Raw genomic sequence first — 14,148 nt, forward strand, 5'->3', positions numbered from 1 at the left:
CGCGAAGCGCCGCGGCCGGCGAGCAACCATTCATATTTCCAAAAGGGAGTGATGATGCAAAAGCAATTCAAGCAACTGGTTCTGCTGGCTGCACTGGTGCCGACGTTCGCGATGGCGCAAGCGCTGTCGAATTCCGCACCGGCAGCTCCGGCGGCAGCTGCGCCGATCGACGCCGACAAGAAGGCAGCGATCAAGGATCTGCTCGACGCGATCGACGCGCCGAAGCTCGTGTCGGCAATCGGCAACAGCGCCGAAATGCAGGCCAAGCAACTCGTCCCGGCGATCCTGTCGGACGCGCTGTCGGAAAACAAGACGCTGAACGACAAGCAGAAGCAGGCTGCCGTTCCGACGCTGCAGAAGAACGCGGTGCCGAAGCTGGTTGACGGCGCAGGCAAGGTGTTCGGCACGCAGCAGTTCCAGAGCGACGCGATGTCGGCTCAGTACGACGCCTACGCGAAGTACTACAGCACGTCGGAGATCAAGGATCTGACGACGTTCTACAAGAGCCCGACGGGCCGCAAGTTCATCCAGGTTCAGGATCAGGTCGGTCGCGACGTGGTCAACGGCCTGATGCAGAAGTACATGCCGCAAGCTATCCAGGCAACGCGCACGCAGGCTGACAAGGAAGTCGCAGCAGTCAAGCCGGGCAAGTAAAGCCGTCCGGGCACGCCCCCGGCCGTTCGGCCGGGTTTGGCGGGAGCCTGACGACAGTGCGATAATGGCCGTTTGCGCGCGAGCGCAAGCGGCCATTTCTTTTCTGGCGCGTTCTGCCGGCGGCGAGCCGGTCGCGTCCCTCCGAGGTTTTCACGATGCGCGTCTTTAATTTCTCCGCCGGCCCTGCGGCGATGCCCGAGGAAGTGCTGCGGCAAGCGGCCGACGAAATGCTCGAGTGGCATGGCAGCGGCATGAGCGTGATGGAGATGAGCCATCGCGGCAAGGAATTCATGTCGATCCACGAGGCCGCGCTGACCGACCTGCGCGACTTGCTCGGCGTGCCGGCCAGTCACCGGATCCTGTTCCTGCAGGGCGGCGGTATCGCGGAAAACGCGATCGTGCCGATGAACCTGCTCGGGTCGCGCAAGACGGCCGACTTCGTCGTCACGGGCTCGTGGTCGCAGAAGTCGTTCAGCGAAGCGAAGAAATACGGCACGCCGCATCTCGCCGCAACCGGCAAGACGGAAGACGGCTTCACGCGTGCGCCCGCGCGCGCCGAATGGCAGCTGTCGGACGATCCGGCCTACGTGCATCTGTGTACCAACGAGACGATCGACGGCGTCGAGACGTTCGAGATTCCCGATCTCGGCGACATCCCGCTGGTCGCGGATGTCTCGTCGCACATCCTGTCGCGTCCGATGGACGTCGCGAAGTACGGCGTGCTGTTCGGCGGCGCGCAGAAGAACATCGGGATGGCCGGCGTGACGCTCGTGATCGTGCGCGAGGATCTGCTCGACCGCGCGCTGTCGATCTGCCCGTCCGCGTTCGAATGGAAGACCATCGCCGCGAACAACTCGCTGTACAACACGCCGCCCACCTACGCGATCTATATCGCGGGCCTGGTGTTCCAGTGGCTGAAGCGGCAGGGTGGCCTCGAAGCGATCGAGGCCCGCAATATCGAAAAAGCGAAGCTGCTCTACGACACGATCGATGCGAGCAGTTTCTATCTGAACAAGGTCGAGCCGGCAGCACGTTCGCGGATGAACGTGCCGTTTTTCCTGGCTGACGAAACGCGCAACGAAGACTTCCTTGCCGGCGCAAAGGCGCGCGGGCTGCTGCAGCTGAAGGGCCACAAGTCCGTCGGCGGCATGCGGGCGTCGATCTACAACGCGGTGCCGCTCGAGGGCGTGAAGGCGCTCGTCGAGTACATGAAGGACTTCGAGCAGCGCGGCGCCTGACGGCGGCGCTGCTCAAACAGCACGGCAAAACGCATGGACGACGAACTGAATTCCCGCCTGAAACCGCTGCGCGACCGCATCGACGCGATCGACGCGCAGCTGATCGCGCTCCTGAACCAGCGCGCCGCGGTGGCGCTGGAGGTGGGCGAGGTCAAGAAGCATTTTAACGCGCCGGTGTTCCGGCCCGAGCGCGAGCTGCAAGTGATCGCCCGGCTGCAGGACATGAGCGCGGGGCCGCTCGCGAGCGAGCACATCAGCGCCATCTGGCGCGAGATCATGGCCGCGAGCCGCGCGCTCGAGCAGACGATCCACGTCGCGTTCCTCGGCCCGGTCGGCACGTATAGCGAGCAGGCGATGCTCGAGTATTTCGGCCAGTCGATCGAAGGGCTGCCGTGCCCGTCGATCGACGAGGTGTTCCGCTCGGTCGAGGCCGGCGCGTCCGCGTTCGGTATCGCGCCGGTCGAAAATTCGACCGAAGGCGCCGTGTCGCGCACGCTCGACCTGCTGCTGCAGACGCAACTGCTGATCAGCGGCGAACTCGCGCTGCCGATCCATCACAACCTGCTGACGCAGAGCGGCACGCTCGACGGCGTGAAGCGCGTCTGCGCACACGCGCAGGCGCTTGCGCAATGCCAGCAGTGGCTCGCGGCGAATGCGCCGCAGCTCGAGCGGCAGGCGGTGGCGAGCAACGCGGAGGCTGCGCGTCTCGCGGCGGCCGATCCGACCGTCGCGGCGATCGCGGGCGACCGCGCGGCCGCACACTACGGCTTGCAGATCGCGTTCTCGTTGATCCAGGACGATCCGCACAACCGTACGCGCTTCGTCATCATCGGCAAGCAGCCGGCCGGGCAGAGCGGTCACGACCAGACGTCGCTGATCGTGTCGGTGAAGAACGAACCGGGCGCCGTGTTCAAGCTGCTCGAGCCGCTCGCGCGGCACGGCGTGTCGATGACGCGCTTCGAGTCGCGTCCGGCGCGCGTCGGCACGTGGGAGTACTACTTCTACATCGACATCGAAGGGCATCGGGACGATGCGTCGGTTGCGGCCGCGCTCGCGGAACTCGGCCAGAAGGCCGCGTTCCTGAAGATACTCGGTTCGTATCCGCGCGCACGCTGAGGCGTGGCGGCCCGTCGCCTGTTCACGCAGGCGTGGGGGCCCGGCGGGCAGGGCAGGCCGATCGGCGCTGCCGAAGGCGGGTTCGGGCGGCACCCGGCGCAGGTTGCGCCGGATGCGGGCCCGTTGCCCGGAATCTGGAATTCCGCGTGCGGGGCGTCGTCCTGCGCGCGTAACTTGGCTCTTGTCGTGTCAGGCTTTGCATTCAACAAACTGGTCATCTTCGGCGTCGGCCTGATCGGCGGATCGCTGGCCCGCGCGCTGCGCGAGCGCGCGCCGGGCGGCGCGGGCGAGGTTGTCGGCGTGGGCCGTTCACGTACTTCGGTCGAGCGTGCGCTCGCACTCGGCGTGATCGACCGCGCGGCGGCGCTCGACGACGACGCGCAATTGCGCGACGCACTGGCGGGCGCCGATCTGGTGCTGCTGGCCGCGCCCGTCGCACAAACGGGCCCGTTGCTCGCGCGCATCGCGCCGTGGCTTGAAGCGGCGACGATCGTCACCGATGCGGGCAGCACCAAGTCCGATGTCGTCGCGGCCGCGCGCGAAGCGCTCGGCGCGCGGATCGCACAGTTCGTGCCGGGGCACCCGATCGCCGGTCGCGAGTCGAGCGGCGTCGAGGCCGCGTTGCCGGATCTGTACGTCGGCCGTAACGTCGTGCTGTGCCCGCTGCCGGAAAACGCACCTGAATCGGTCGCCCGGATCGACGCGATGTGGCGCGCGACCGGCGCCGACGTGCGCACGATGAGCACGGAGCAGCACGATCGCGTGTTTGCGTCGATCAGCCATCTGCCGCACGTGCTGTCGTTCGCGCTCGTCGAGCAGATCCTCGGCGAAGCGGACGCGGAACTGAAATTCTCGTACGCGGCGGGCGGCTTCCGTGATTTCACGCGCATCGCGGCGTCGAGCCCGGAGATGTGGCGCGACGTATGTGTCGCGAACCGCGCGGCGCTGCTCGACGAGCTCGATGGCTACACACGTGTGCTCACGCGGCTGCGCGCAGCGATCGACGCCGGCGACGGCGCGGCGCTCGAAGCGGTGTTCACGCGTTCGCGCGCGGCGCGCAAGGCATGGCAGGAGCGCGGTGGTACGCCCGCTGCCGAACCGGTCAAGAAATAACAGGACGATTCCCATGGACTATCTCGATCTCGGCCCGTACTCCAGTGCATCGGGCACCGTGCGCCTGCCCGGCTCGAAGAGCATTTCGAACCGCGTGCTGTTGCTCGCGGCGCTTGCCGAAGGCGAAACGACGATCACCAACCTGCTCGACTCCGACGACACGCGCGTGATGCTCGACGCACTCGGCACGCTCGGTGTGAAGCTCAGGCGCGATGGCGACACCTGCGTCGTGATGGGCACGCGCGGCGCATTCACCGCGAAGACGGCCGACTTGTTCCTCGGCAATGCGGGCACGGCCGTGCGGCCGCTGACCGCCGCGCTCGCGGTGAACGGCGGCGACTATCGCGTGCACGGCGTGCCGCGCATGCACGAGCGGCCGATCGGCGATCTCGTCGACGGTCTGAGGCAAATCGGCGCGCAGATCGACTACGAACTGAACGAAGGCTACCCGCCGCTGCGGATCAAGCCCGCGAACATTTCCGTCGATGCGCCGATCCGCGTGCGCGGCGACGTGTCGAGCCAGTTCCTCACGGCGTTGCTGATGACGCTGCCGCTCGTGAAGGCGAAGGACGGCAAGATCGTCGTCGAGGTCGATGGCGAGCTGATCTCGAAGCCGTACATCGACATCACGATCCGGCTGATGGAGCGCTTCGGCGTGACCGTCGAGCGCGACGGCTGGCAGCGCTTCGTCGTGCCGGCCGGCGTCCGCTACCGCTCGCCGGGGCGGATCATGGTCGAGGGCGATGCGTCGTCCGCTTCGTACTTCCTCGCGGCCGGCGCGCTCGGCGGCGGCCCGCTGCGCGTCGAAGGCGTGGGGCGCGCGAGCATCCAGGGCGATGTCGGCTTCGCGAGCGCGCTGATGCAGATGGGCGCGAACGTGACGATGGGCGACGACTGGATCGACGTGCGCGGCATCGGCCACGACCACGGCAAGCTCGAGCCGATCGACATGGACTTCAACCTGATTCCCGATGCGGCGATGACCATCGCGGTCGCGGCGCTGTTCGCGAACGGCACGAGCACGCTGCGCAACATCGCGAGCTGGCGCGTGAAGGAAACCGACCGCATCGCCGCGATGGCGACCGAGTTGCGCAAGGTCGGTGCGATCGTCGAGGAAGGCCCGGACTACCTCGTCGTCACGCCGCCGGAAAAGCTCACGCCGAACGCGGCGATCGACACGTACGACGATCACCGGATGGCGATGTGCTTCTCGCTCGTCAGCCTGGGCGGCGTGCCCGTGCGGATCAACGATCCGAAGTGCGTCGGCAAGACGTTCCCCGACTATTTCGACCGCTTCGCTGCGCTCGCCAAAGCCTGACCCCACTGTTCTGATGAAATCGACCCGACCCTTTCACCCGACTCCCGTCATCACGATCGACGGCCCGACTGCTTCCGGCAAGGGCACCGTCGCCGCGCTCGTCGCCGCGCATCTTGGCTTCCACCTGCTCGATAGCGGCGCGTTGTACCGGCTCGCCGCGCTCGCGAGCGTGCGCTACGGCATCGAGGCCGAGGACATCGACGCGCTGGTGAAGCTGATCGACGATCTCCACATCACGTTCCGCGAAGGCTGCGCACAGCTCGACGGCGTCGATGTGTCGAACGACATCCGCGCCGAAGCGGTCGGCAACCGCGCGTCGGCGATTGCCGTGCACGGGCCGGTGCGCACCGCGCTCGTCGCGCGCCAGCGCGCGTTCCGCAAGACGCCGGGCCTCGTTGCGGACGGGCGCGACATGGGTACCGTGATCTTCCCGGACGCCGTGCTGAAGGTGTTCCTGACGGCCAGCGCCGAGGCACGCGCGACCAGACGGCATAAGCAATTGATGCAAAAAGGTTTTTCTGCTAATATAGATGACTTGCTCCGGGATCTACGTGAACGTGACGCGCGCGACAGCAATCGCGCGGCCGCGCCGCTGAAGCCTGCAGCAGATGCCAAGCTGCTCGATACGTCGGCGCTTTCGGTCGATGAAGCGGTCGACCAGGTGCTGCAGTGGTACCGGGCGCTCGGCCAGCCCGCCTGAGAAGGCGGGCAGCGGTAGGTGCTCCGCGCGTAACGGCGGAGCGTGTTTCGAACCCTTAACCCCGTGTGGACATCGATCTGGCCCTTTCAGCCTGCCATTCCGGCCGGCGTGGCACAGCGATCCATGCACAATCAGATTTTTATGTCCGACCTGCAAACCTCTACCCCGAATACTGAATCTTTCGCGGCTCTGTTCGAAGAGTCGCTGACCCGCCAAGACATGCGCGCCGGCGAAGTGATTTCCGCCGAAGTCGTGCGCGTCGACCACAACTTCGTGGTCGTCAATGCAGGCCTGAAGTCCGAGGCTTACATTCCGATCGAGGAATTCCTGAACGATCAGGGCGAGGTTGAGGTGCAGTCGGGCGATTTCGTGTCCGTCGCGATCGACGCACTCGAAAACGGCTACGGCGACACGATCCTGTCGCGCGACAAGGCGAAGCGCCTTGCATCGTGGCTGTCGCTGGAAAAGGCGCTCGACAACAACGAGCTCGTCACCGGCACGATCACCGGCAAGGTGAAGGGCGGCATGACCGTGATGGTCAACGGTATCCGCGCGTTCCTGCCGGGTTCGCTGGTCGACACGCGTCCGGTCAAGGACACGACCCCGTACGAAGGCAAGACGCTCGAGTTCCGCGTGATCAAGCTCGATCGCAAGCGTAACAACGTCGTGCTGTCGCGTCGTGCAGTGATCGAAGCAACGCAAGGCGAAGAGCGCGCGAAGCTGCTCGAGACGCTGAAGGAAGGCGCGATCGTCAACGGCGTGGTCAAGAACATCACCGACTACGGCGCGTTCGTCGACCTCGGCGGCATCGACGGCCTGCTGCACATCACCGACATCGCATGGCGTCGTGTGCGTCACCCGAGCGAAGTCCTGTCGGTTGGCCAGGAAGTCACCGCGAAGATCCTCAAGTTCGACCAAGAGAAGAACCGCGTCTCGCTGGGCATCAAGCAACTGGGCGACGATCCGTGGGAAGGCATCTCGCGCCGTTACCCGTCGGGCACGCGCCTGTTCGGCAAGGTCACGAACATCACCGACTACGGCGCATTCGTCGAAGTGGAATCGGGCATCGAAGGCCTCGTCCACGTGTCGGAAATGGACTGGACCAACAAGAACGTTGCTCCGTCGAAGGTTGTCCAGCTGGGCGACGAAGTCGAAGTCATGGTCCTCGAGATCGACGAAGACCGTCGTCGTATCAGCCTCGGCATGAAGCAGTGCAAGCCGAATCCGTGGGATGACTTCAGCCGCAACTTCAAGAAGGGCGACAAGATCACGGGCGCAATCAAGTCGATCACCGACTTCGGCGTGTTCATCGGTCTGCCGGGCGGCATCGACGGCCTGGTCCACCTGTCGGACCTGTCGTGGAGCGAAGCTGGCGAAGAAGCTGTTCGCAAGTACAAGAAGGGCGACGAAGTCGAAGCAATCGTGCTCGGTATCGACGTCGAGAAGGAACGTATTTCGCTGGGCATCAAGCAGCTCGAAGGCGACCCGTTCAGCAACTACGTTGCAATGAACGACAAGGGCTCGATCGTCGACGGCGTCGTGAAGACGGTCGATGCGAAGGGTGCGGTCGTTACGCTGACGGGTGACATCGAAGGCTACCTGCGCGCGTCGGAAATCTCGCAGGATCGCGTCGAAGACGCACGCAACGTGCTGAAGGAAGGCGACAAGGTCAACGCGATGGTGATCAACATCGATCGCAAGTCGCGTGGCATCAACCTGTCGATCAAGGCGAAGGATTCGGCTGAACAACAGGAAGCGATCCGCGGCCTGCAGTCGGACTCGAGCGCTGCTGCGACCGGTACGACCAACCTCGGCGCGCTGCTGAAGGCGAAGCTCGACGGCCAGAACCAGTAAGCCTCACGAGGTCTGCTGAAGTATGACCAAATCCGAGTTGGTCGCGCAGCTGGCATCGCGATTTCCGCAACTTGTCCTCAAGGATGCGGATTTCGCGGTGAAAACGATGCTCGATGCGATGTCTGACGCCCTGGCGAAAGGGCATCGCATTGAAATTCGGGGTTTCGGCAGCTTTGGCCTCAACCGTCGCCCGGCGCGCGTCGGACGCAACCCGAAGTCAGGGGAGAAAGTGCAGGTGCCCGAGAAGTTCGTGCCGCACTTCAAGCCTGGCAAGGAATTGCGTGAACGCGTCGACGGCCGCGCCGGTGAACCGCTGAAGGCTGATGATCCGGACGACGAGCGTTAAGCGTCATCCGGTTTGCCCGGAACCCATCCGGCGAAGGCTGAAAAGAAAAGCGCCCCTTGCGGGCGCTTTTTTCATTTCCGGCGATCGTCGCGCAACGGCGGCACGCAGGATCTGCGCAGCCGCGGAAACGCATCCTTTACAATACGGGTCGATTCGGCGCGACGAAGGGGAGTCGCGCGCCGCGGCAAACCTCAACAAAGAGAGGGCTTCATGAAGTTTATCGTCTGGCTGATCCGGGTATTGGTGTTTGTCCTGCTGCTGGTGCTCGCGCTGGCCAATACGCAAACCGCGACGCTGAATTTCCTTGCCGGCTATTCATGGCAAGCGCCGCTGATCCTGATCGGCCTGGCGTTCTTCGGCGTGGGGCTGCTGGCCGGCCTGCTGTCCGCGCTGCCTTCGATCTTCCGCCTGCGTCTCGAGAACGGGCGTCTGAAGCGCGATCTGCGTGCGGCGCGCGAAACGCCGGCCGTCATCGACCAGCCGCCGATGCCGCCCGTCATTTAACACGGACGCCGCGCGATCATCGCGCGGTTTTCGTCTCTGCTTCGATATTTCGCATGGATCTGGATTTCTGGTGGTTGCTCGCGATTCCGGTCGCGTTCGCGCTCGGTTGGGCGGCGTCACGCTATGACCTGAAGAATCTCCTGTCGGAGAGTGCCAACCTGCCGCGATCGTATTTTCGCGGCCTGAATTTTCTGTTGAACGAACAACCTGACAAGGCGATCGACGCGTTCATCGAGGTCGCCAAGCTCGATCCCGAGACGGTCGAGCTGCACTTCGCGCTCGGCAACCTGTTTCGCCGCCGGGGCGAGACCGATCGCGCGATCCGCGTGCACCAGAACCTGCTGAGCCGCACGGACCTGCCGGTCAACGAGCGCGACCACGCGCTGTACGAGCTCGGCCAGGATTTCCTGAAGGCCGGGCTGCTCGATCGTGCCGAGGAAGCGTTTCACAAGCTCGCCGACGGCGATTACGCGCTTGGCGCGCAGCGGGCGCTGCTGACGATCTACGAGATCGAGAAGGACTGGAACAAGTCGATCGATACGGCGAAGCGCATCGAGTCGATGAGCGACAAGCCGCTCGGCGTCGAAATTGCCCAGTTCCACTGCGAACTCGCACAGGATGCGCTGCAGCGCAAGAACGCGGCAGCGGCCGCCGAACAGCTGCGCCTTGCGCTGACCGTGAACCCGCAGAACGTCCGCGCGACGGTGCTGTCCGGCGACGCGGCGGAAGCCGAGGGCAACCACGCGGCCGCGATCGAGCACTGGAAGCGCGTCGAGGCGCAGAATCCGGCGTATCTGCCGCTCGTCGCCGACAAGCTGATGAAGGCGTATGTCGCGCTCGGCAAGCATGCCGAGGGCGCCGAGCTGCTGATGGGGTATATCGACCGCTATCCGTCGAACGACCTGCTCGACATCGCGTACCAGCACATCGCGGGGTTGCGCGGCCAGGATGCGGCGCACACGCTCGCGCGCACGCAGATGGAGAAGTCACCGAACCTGTCGGGGATGCTGCATCTGCTCGATGCGCAAATCGCCGCGGCCGACGAACCGCGTCGTAAGGAACTTGAAATGATGCGTGCGCTGATCAAGCAGCGCACGAAGAATCTGCCACGGTATACGTGCCAGAATTGCGGTTTCCGGGCACGGCTCTTCTATTGGCAGTGCCCTGGATGCAGCGGCTGGGAAACCTATGCGCCGCGCCGCGTCGAACCTGCGATGCCGGGCTGATCCCGGCACGCGGAGCCAACGCGCTGCGGTTGCCGCCGGGCTCGTCCCGGCGGCCAAGTTAGTCAATTACCGGGAAGTACCGGAACATCTATGAAAATCACCATCATCGGCACCGGCTATGTCGGTCTCGTCACGGGCGCCTGCCTCGCGGAGATCGGTCACGACGTCTTCTGTCTCGACGTCGATCAGCGCAAGATCGACATCCTGAACAACGGCGGGATGCCGATTCACGAACCGGGGCTGCTGGACATCATCGCGCGCAATCGCGCGGCGGGGCGCCTGCGCTTCTCGACCGATATCGCGGCGAGCGTCGCGCACGGCGAGATCCAGTTCATCGCCGTCGGCACGCCCCCCGACGAGGACGGCTCGGCCGACCTGCAGTACGTGCTCGAAGCAGCACGCAACATCGGCCGCCACATGACGGGCTTCAAGGTGATCGTCGACAAGTCGACGGTGCCGGTCGGCACCGCGCAGCGCGTGCGCGGCGTGGTCGACGAGGCGCTTGCCGCCCGCGGTCTGGCAGGCAGCGTCGCGCATCGCTTCTCGGTCGTGTCGAACCCGGAGTTCCTGAAGGAAGGCGCTGCGGTCGAAGACTTCATGCGTCCGGACCGGATCATCATCGGCGTCGACGACGACGAGACGGGCACGATCGCGCGCGAGAAGATGAAGAAGCTTTACGCGCCGTTCAATCGCAACCACGAGCGAACCATCTACATGGACGTGCGTTCGGCCGAATTCGCGAAATATGCGGCGAACGCGATGCTCGCGACGCGTATCTCGTTCATGAACGAGATGTCGAATCTGGCCGACAAGGTCGGCGCCGACATCGAGGCCGTGCGCCGCGGGATCGGCTCCGATCCGCGCATCGGCTATCACTTCCTGTACGCCGGCGTCGGCTATGGCGGCTCGTGCTTCCCGAAGGACGTCCAGGCGCTGATTCGCACGGCCGGCGAGAACGGCCAGCCGCTGCGCATCCTGGAGGCCGTCGAGGCGGCCAACTCTGCGCAGAAGGACGTGCTGATCAGCAAGATCGAGCAGCGCTTCGGCGCCGACCTGACCGGCCGCGAGTTCGCGGTCTGGGGCCTGGCGTTCAAGCCGAACACCGACGACATGCGCGAGGCGCCGAGCCGCCGCCTGATCGCCGCGCTGCTCGAACGCGGCGCGACCGTGCGTGCGTACGATCCGGTCGCGGTCGACGAGGCGCGGCGCGTGTTTGCGCTCGATTTCGGCACCGATCCGGACGCGCTGGCCCGGCTGCATCTCGTCGAGACGCAGGACATCGCCGTGACGGGCGCAGACGCGCTCGTGATCGTGACCGAGTGGAAGGAGTTCCGGAGCCCCGACTTCACGCGCCTGAAGGCCGAACTGAAGGCGCCGGTGATCTTCGACGGTCGCAACCTCTATGAGCCGGATGCGATGGCCGAACTCGGCATCGACTACTACGCGATCGGCCGGCCGTATGTCGATCCCCAGTCGTCCACCCGTGGCTGACCACACGATGAATACTCTCCGCGAAGTCGTTCCGGTGCCGCGCGAGCAGCTTGCGCGCTCGCGCGTGCTTGTCGTCGGCGACGTGATGCTCGACCGTTACTGGTTCGGCAACGTCGATCGCATTTCGCCTGAAGCGCCGGTGCCGGTCGTGCACGTGCAGCGTCAGGAAGAGCGCCTCGGCGGTGCGGCCAACGTCGCACGCAACGCCGTGACGCTCGGCGGCCAGGCCGGGTTGCTGTGCGTCGTCGGTTGCGACGAACCCGGCGAGCGGATCGTCGAGCTGCTCGGCAGCAGCGGCGTGACGCCGCATCTCGAGCGCGACCCGGCGCTGCCGACCACGATCAAGCTGCGCGTGCTCGCGCGCCAGCAGCAACTGCTGCGCGTGGACTTCGAGGCCATGCCGACGCACGAGGTGTTGCTCGCGGGGCTCGCGCGCTTCGATGCGCTGCTGCCGCAGCACGACGTCGTGCTGATGTCGGATTACGCGAAAGGCGGGCTGACGCACGTCACGACGATGATCGAGAAGGCGCGTGCGGCCGGCAAGTCCGTCCTCGTCGACCCGAAGGGCGACGACTGGGCACGCTATCGCGGCGCGTCGCTGATCACGCCGAATCGCGCTGAATTGCGCGAAGTGGTCGGGCAGTGGAAGTCGGAAGACGATCTGCGCGCGCGCGTCGCGAAGCTGCGCGCGGAACTCGGCATCGACGCGCTGCTGCTCACGCGTTCGGAAGAAGGGATGACGCTGTTTTCCGCCACCGGCGAACTGCACGCACCGGCGCTCGCGCGCGAGGTGTTCGACGTGTCGGGCGCGGGCGATACCGTGATTGCAACGGTCGCGACGATGCTCGGCGCGGGCGTGCCGCTCGTCGACGCCGTCGTGCTCGCGAATCGCGCGGCAGGCATCGTGGTCGGCAAGCTCGGCACGGCCACGGTGGATTACGACGAACTGTTTCACTGAGCGCATGCGGTGGCGCGACGAGCGCGCCGCACGCATGGCTCGCACTTTTCAGGCAGGACGATCATGACCCTCATCGTCACCGGCGCAGCCGGTTTTATCGGCGCGAACATCGTCAAGGCGCTCAACGAGCGCGGCGAGACGCGCATCATCGCGGTCGACAACCTGACGCGCGCGGACAAGTTCCGGAATCTCGTCGATTGCGAGATCGACGACTATCTGGACAAGACGGAATTCGTCGAACGTTTCGCACGCGGCGATTTCGGCAAGGTACGCGCGATATTCCACGAAGGCGCCTGTTCGGACACGATGGAAACCGACGGCCGCTACATGATGGACAACAACTTCCGCTACAGCCGCGCGGTGCTCGACGCCTGCCTCGCGCAGGGCACGCAGTTCCTGTACGCATCGTCGGCCGCGACCTACGGCGGATCGACGCGCTTCGTCGAGGAGCGCGAGGTCGAGGCGCCGCTGAACATCTACGGCTATTCGAAGTTCCTGTTCGACCAGGTGATCCGTCGCGTGCTGCCGACCGCGAAGAGCCAGATCGCCGGCTTCCGCTATTTCAACGTGTACGGCCCGCGCGAGACGCACAAGGGGCGCATGGCGTCGGTTGCGTTCCACAACTTCAACCAGTTCCGTGCGGAAGGCAAGGTGAAGCTGTTCGGCGAGTACAACGGCTATGCACCGGGCGAGCAGACGCGCGACTTCGTGTCGGTCGAGGACGTGACGAAGGTGAACCTGTTCTTCTTCGATCATCCGGAGAAGTCGGGTATCTTCAACCTCGGCACGGGTCGTGCGCAGCCGTTCAACGATATCGCGTCGACGGTCGTGAATACGCTGCGTGCGCTCGACAACCAGCCGCCGCTGACGCTCGCGCAGCAGGTCGAGCAAGGACTGATCGAATACGTGCCGTTCCCCGATGCACTGCGCGGCAAGTACCAGTGCTTCACGCAGGCCGATCAGACGAAGCTGCGCGCGGCCGGTTACGACGCACCGTTCCTGACCGTGCAGGAAGGCGTCGACCGCTATGTGCGTTGGCTATCTGGCCAGGTTTAAGCGGAAGCGTTGAATCGATAGACTGGGTCTCACGGTCGGCAGCCGCCGGCCGTTTTTCATCGGAGATCCAGCACATGATCAGGAAATGGTTGGCCGCAGCGGCAATGCTCGGCACGATCGCGTCGGCCTGGGCGGCCGTTGACGTCAACACCGCGAACGAGGATGCACTCGTCGGCATCAAGGGCATCGGCCCGGCACGGGCGAAGGCGATCCTCGACGAACGCGGCGCACGCGGTCCGTTCAAGAACGCGGAAGATCTCGCATCGCGCGTGAAAGGCATGGGTGGCCATACCGTCGAGCGGCTTCAGCAGGAAGGCCTGACGGTAGGCGCGGCCGGCACGGGTGCCACGCTGCCGGCACCGGGCAAGCCGCTCGGCAAGCCCACGGCACCGCCTGCCCGCACGGCACAGAAGTAACGCGTCGCGCGCGACCGACAACGAGCTCCTTCAGTCGCCGTCGTTGCGACGGCTTCCCGCGGCATGCCGCGGGTTTTTTGCGTGGGCGCGGCGTATGCGGCGGCGCGTTGCACGGCACGCGTATTCCATCGTCGCAATGGGGTTGCCGGCGTGAGCAG

At 65.2% G+C, this 14,148-nt stretch carries 14 protein-coding genes; all 14 read left to right on the forward strand.

Annotated features, from left to right (window positions below):
• Positions 1-54 precede the first annotated feature (54 nt).
• The 14 genes from CFB50_RS05320 to CFB50_RS05385 all read left to right on the forward strand — a co-directional run bounded on the left by CFB50_RS05320 (position 55) and on the right by CFB50_RS05385 (position 13,990).
• Positions 55-654, forward strand: a complete 600-nt coding sequence (locus CFB50_RS05320) for a DUF2059 domain-containing protein (RefSeq protein WP_006486966.1) — start codon at positions 55-57, stop codon at positions 652-654.
• Between the two features lie 155 nt (positions 655-809).
• The gene (gene serC, locus CFB50_RS05325) at positions 810-1,892 is read left to right on the forward strand and encodes a 3-phosphoserine/phosphohydroxythreonine transaminase (protein WP_089445165.1); all 1,083 of its coding nucleotides are present in this window, start codon (positions 810-812) and stop codon (positions 1,890-1,892) included.
• A 33-nt stretch (positions 1,893-1,925) separates the two neighbouring features.
• Positions 1,926-3,008, forward strand: a complete 1,083-nt coding sequence (gene pheA, locus CFB50_RS05330) for a prephenate dehydratase (RefSeq protein ID WP_069247429.1) — start codon at positions 1,926-1,928, stop codon at positions 3,006-3,008.
• 186 nt (positions 3,009-3,194) lie between these two features.
• Complete coding sequence (locus CFB50_RS05335; protein WP_089445166.1) at positions 3,195-4,121, forward strand: prephenate dehydrogenase/arogenate dehydrogenase family protein; 927 nt, start codon at positions 3,195-3,197, stop codon at positions 4,119-4,121.
• A 13-nt stretch (positions 4,122-4,134) separates the two neighbouring features.
• Positions 4,135-5,439 (forward strand): 3-phosphoshikimate 1-carboxyvinyltransferase, encoded by a 1,305-nt coding sequence (gene aroA, locus CFB50_RS05340; RefSeq protein WP_089445167.1) that lies wholly within the window; start codon positions 4,135-4,137, stop codon positions 5,437-5,439.
• 13 nt (positions 5,440-5,452) lie between these two features.
• Positions 5,453-6,139, forward strand: coding sequence for a (d)CMP kinase (gene cmk / locus CFB50_RS05345; RefSeq protein ID WP_039343267.1), 687 nt, complete (start codon positions 5,453-5,455; stop codon positions 6,137-6,139).
• Between the two features lie 141 nt (positions 6,140-6,280).
• Complete coding sequence (gene rpsA / locus CFB50_RS05350; protein WP_011544885.1) at positions 6,281-7,993, forward strand: 30S ribosomal protein S1; 1,713 nt, start codon at positions 6,281-6,283, stop codon at positions 7,991-7,993.
• Between the two features lie 22 nt (positions 7,994-8,015).
• Positions 8,016-8,339 (forward strand): integration host factor subunit beta, encoded by a 324-nt coding sequence (locus CFB50_RS05355; RefSeq protein ID WP_006486894.1) that lies wholly within the window; start codon positions 8,016-8,018, stop codon positions 8,337-8,339.
• 210 nt (positions 8,340-8,549) lie between these two features.
• A complete protein-coding gene (locus CFB50_RS05360) occupies positions 8,550-8,843 on the forward strand; it encodes a lipopolysaccharide assembly protein LapA domain-containing protein (protein WP_069247432.1) in 294 nt (97 codons plus the stop codon).
• A gap of 53 nt (positions 8,844-8,896) precedes the next feature.
• Positions 8,897-10,069 (forward strand): lipopolysaccharide assembly protein LapB, encoded by a 1,173-nt coding sequence (gene lapB, locus CFB50_RS05365; RefSeq protein WP_089445168.1) that lies wholly within the window; start codon positions 8,897-8,899, stop codon positions 10,067-10,069.
• A gap of 90 nt (positions 10,070-10,159) precedes the next feature.
• Complete coding sequence (locus tag CFB50_RS05370; RefSeq protein ID WP_089445169.1) at positions 10,160-11,560, forward strand: UDP-glucose dehydrogenase family protein; 1,401 nt, start codon at positions 10,160-10,162, stop codon at positions 11,558-11,560.
• 7 nt (positions 11,561-11,567) lie between these two features.
• Positions 11,568-12,518 (forward strand): D-glycero-beta-D-manno-heptose-7-phosphate kinase, encoded by a 951-nt coding sequence (gene rfaE1 / locus CFB50_RS05375; RefSeq protein WP_011351339.1) that lies wholly within the window; start codon positions 11,568-11,570, stop codon positions 12,516-12,518.
• 63 nt (positions 12,519-12,581) lie between these two features.
• Complete coding sequence (gene rfaD, locus CFB50_RS05380; RefSeq protein WP_039343257.1) at positions 12,582-13,574, forward strand: ADP-glyceromanno-heptose 6-epimerase; 993 nt, start codon at positions 12,582-12,584, stop codon at positions 13,572-13,574.
• Positions 13,575-13,648: 74 nt separating this feature from the next.
• Entirely contained in the window at positions 13,649-13,990 is a 342-nt protein-coding gene (locus tag CFB50_RS05385) for a ComEA family DNA-binding protein (protein WP_089445170.1), read from the forward strand.
• Positions 13,991-14,148 lie beyond the last annotated feature (158 nt).

This window comes from Burkholderia sp. AU33423 (genome assembly GCF_002223135.1).
In the GTDB taxonomy this organism is placed as follows: Bacteria; Pseudomonadota; Gammaproteobacteria; order Burkholderiales; family Burkholderiaceae; genus Burkholderia; species Burkholderia lata_D.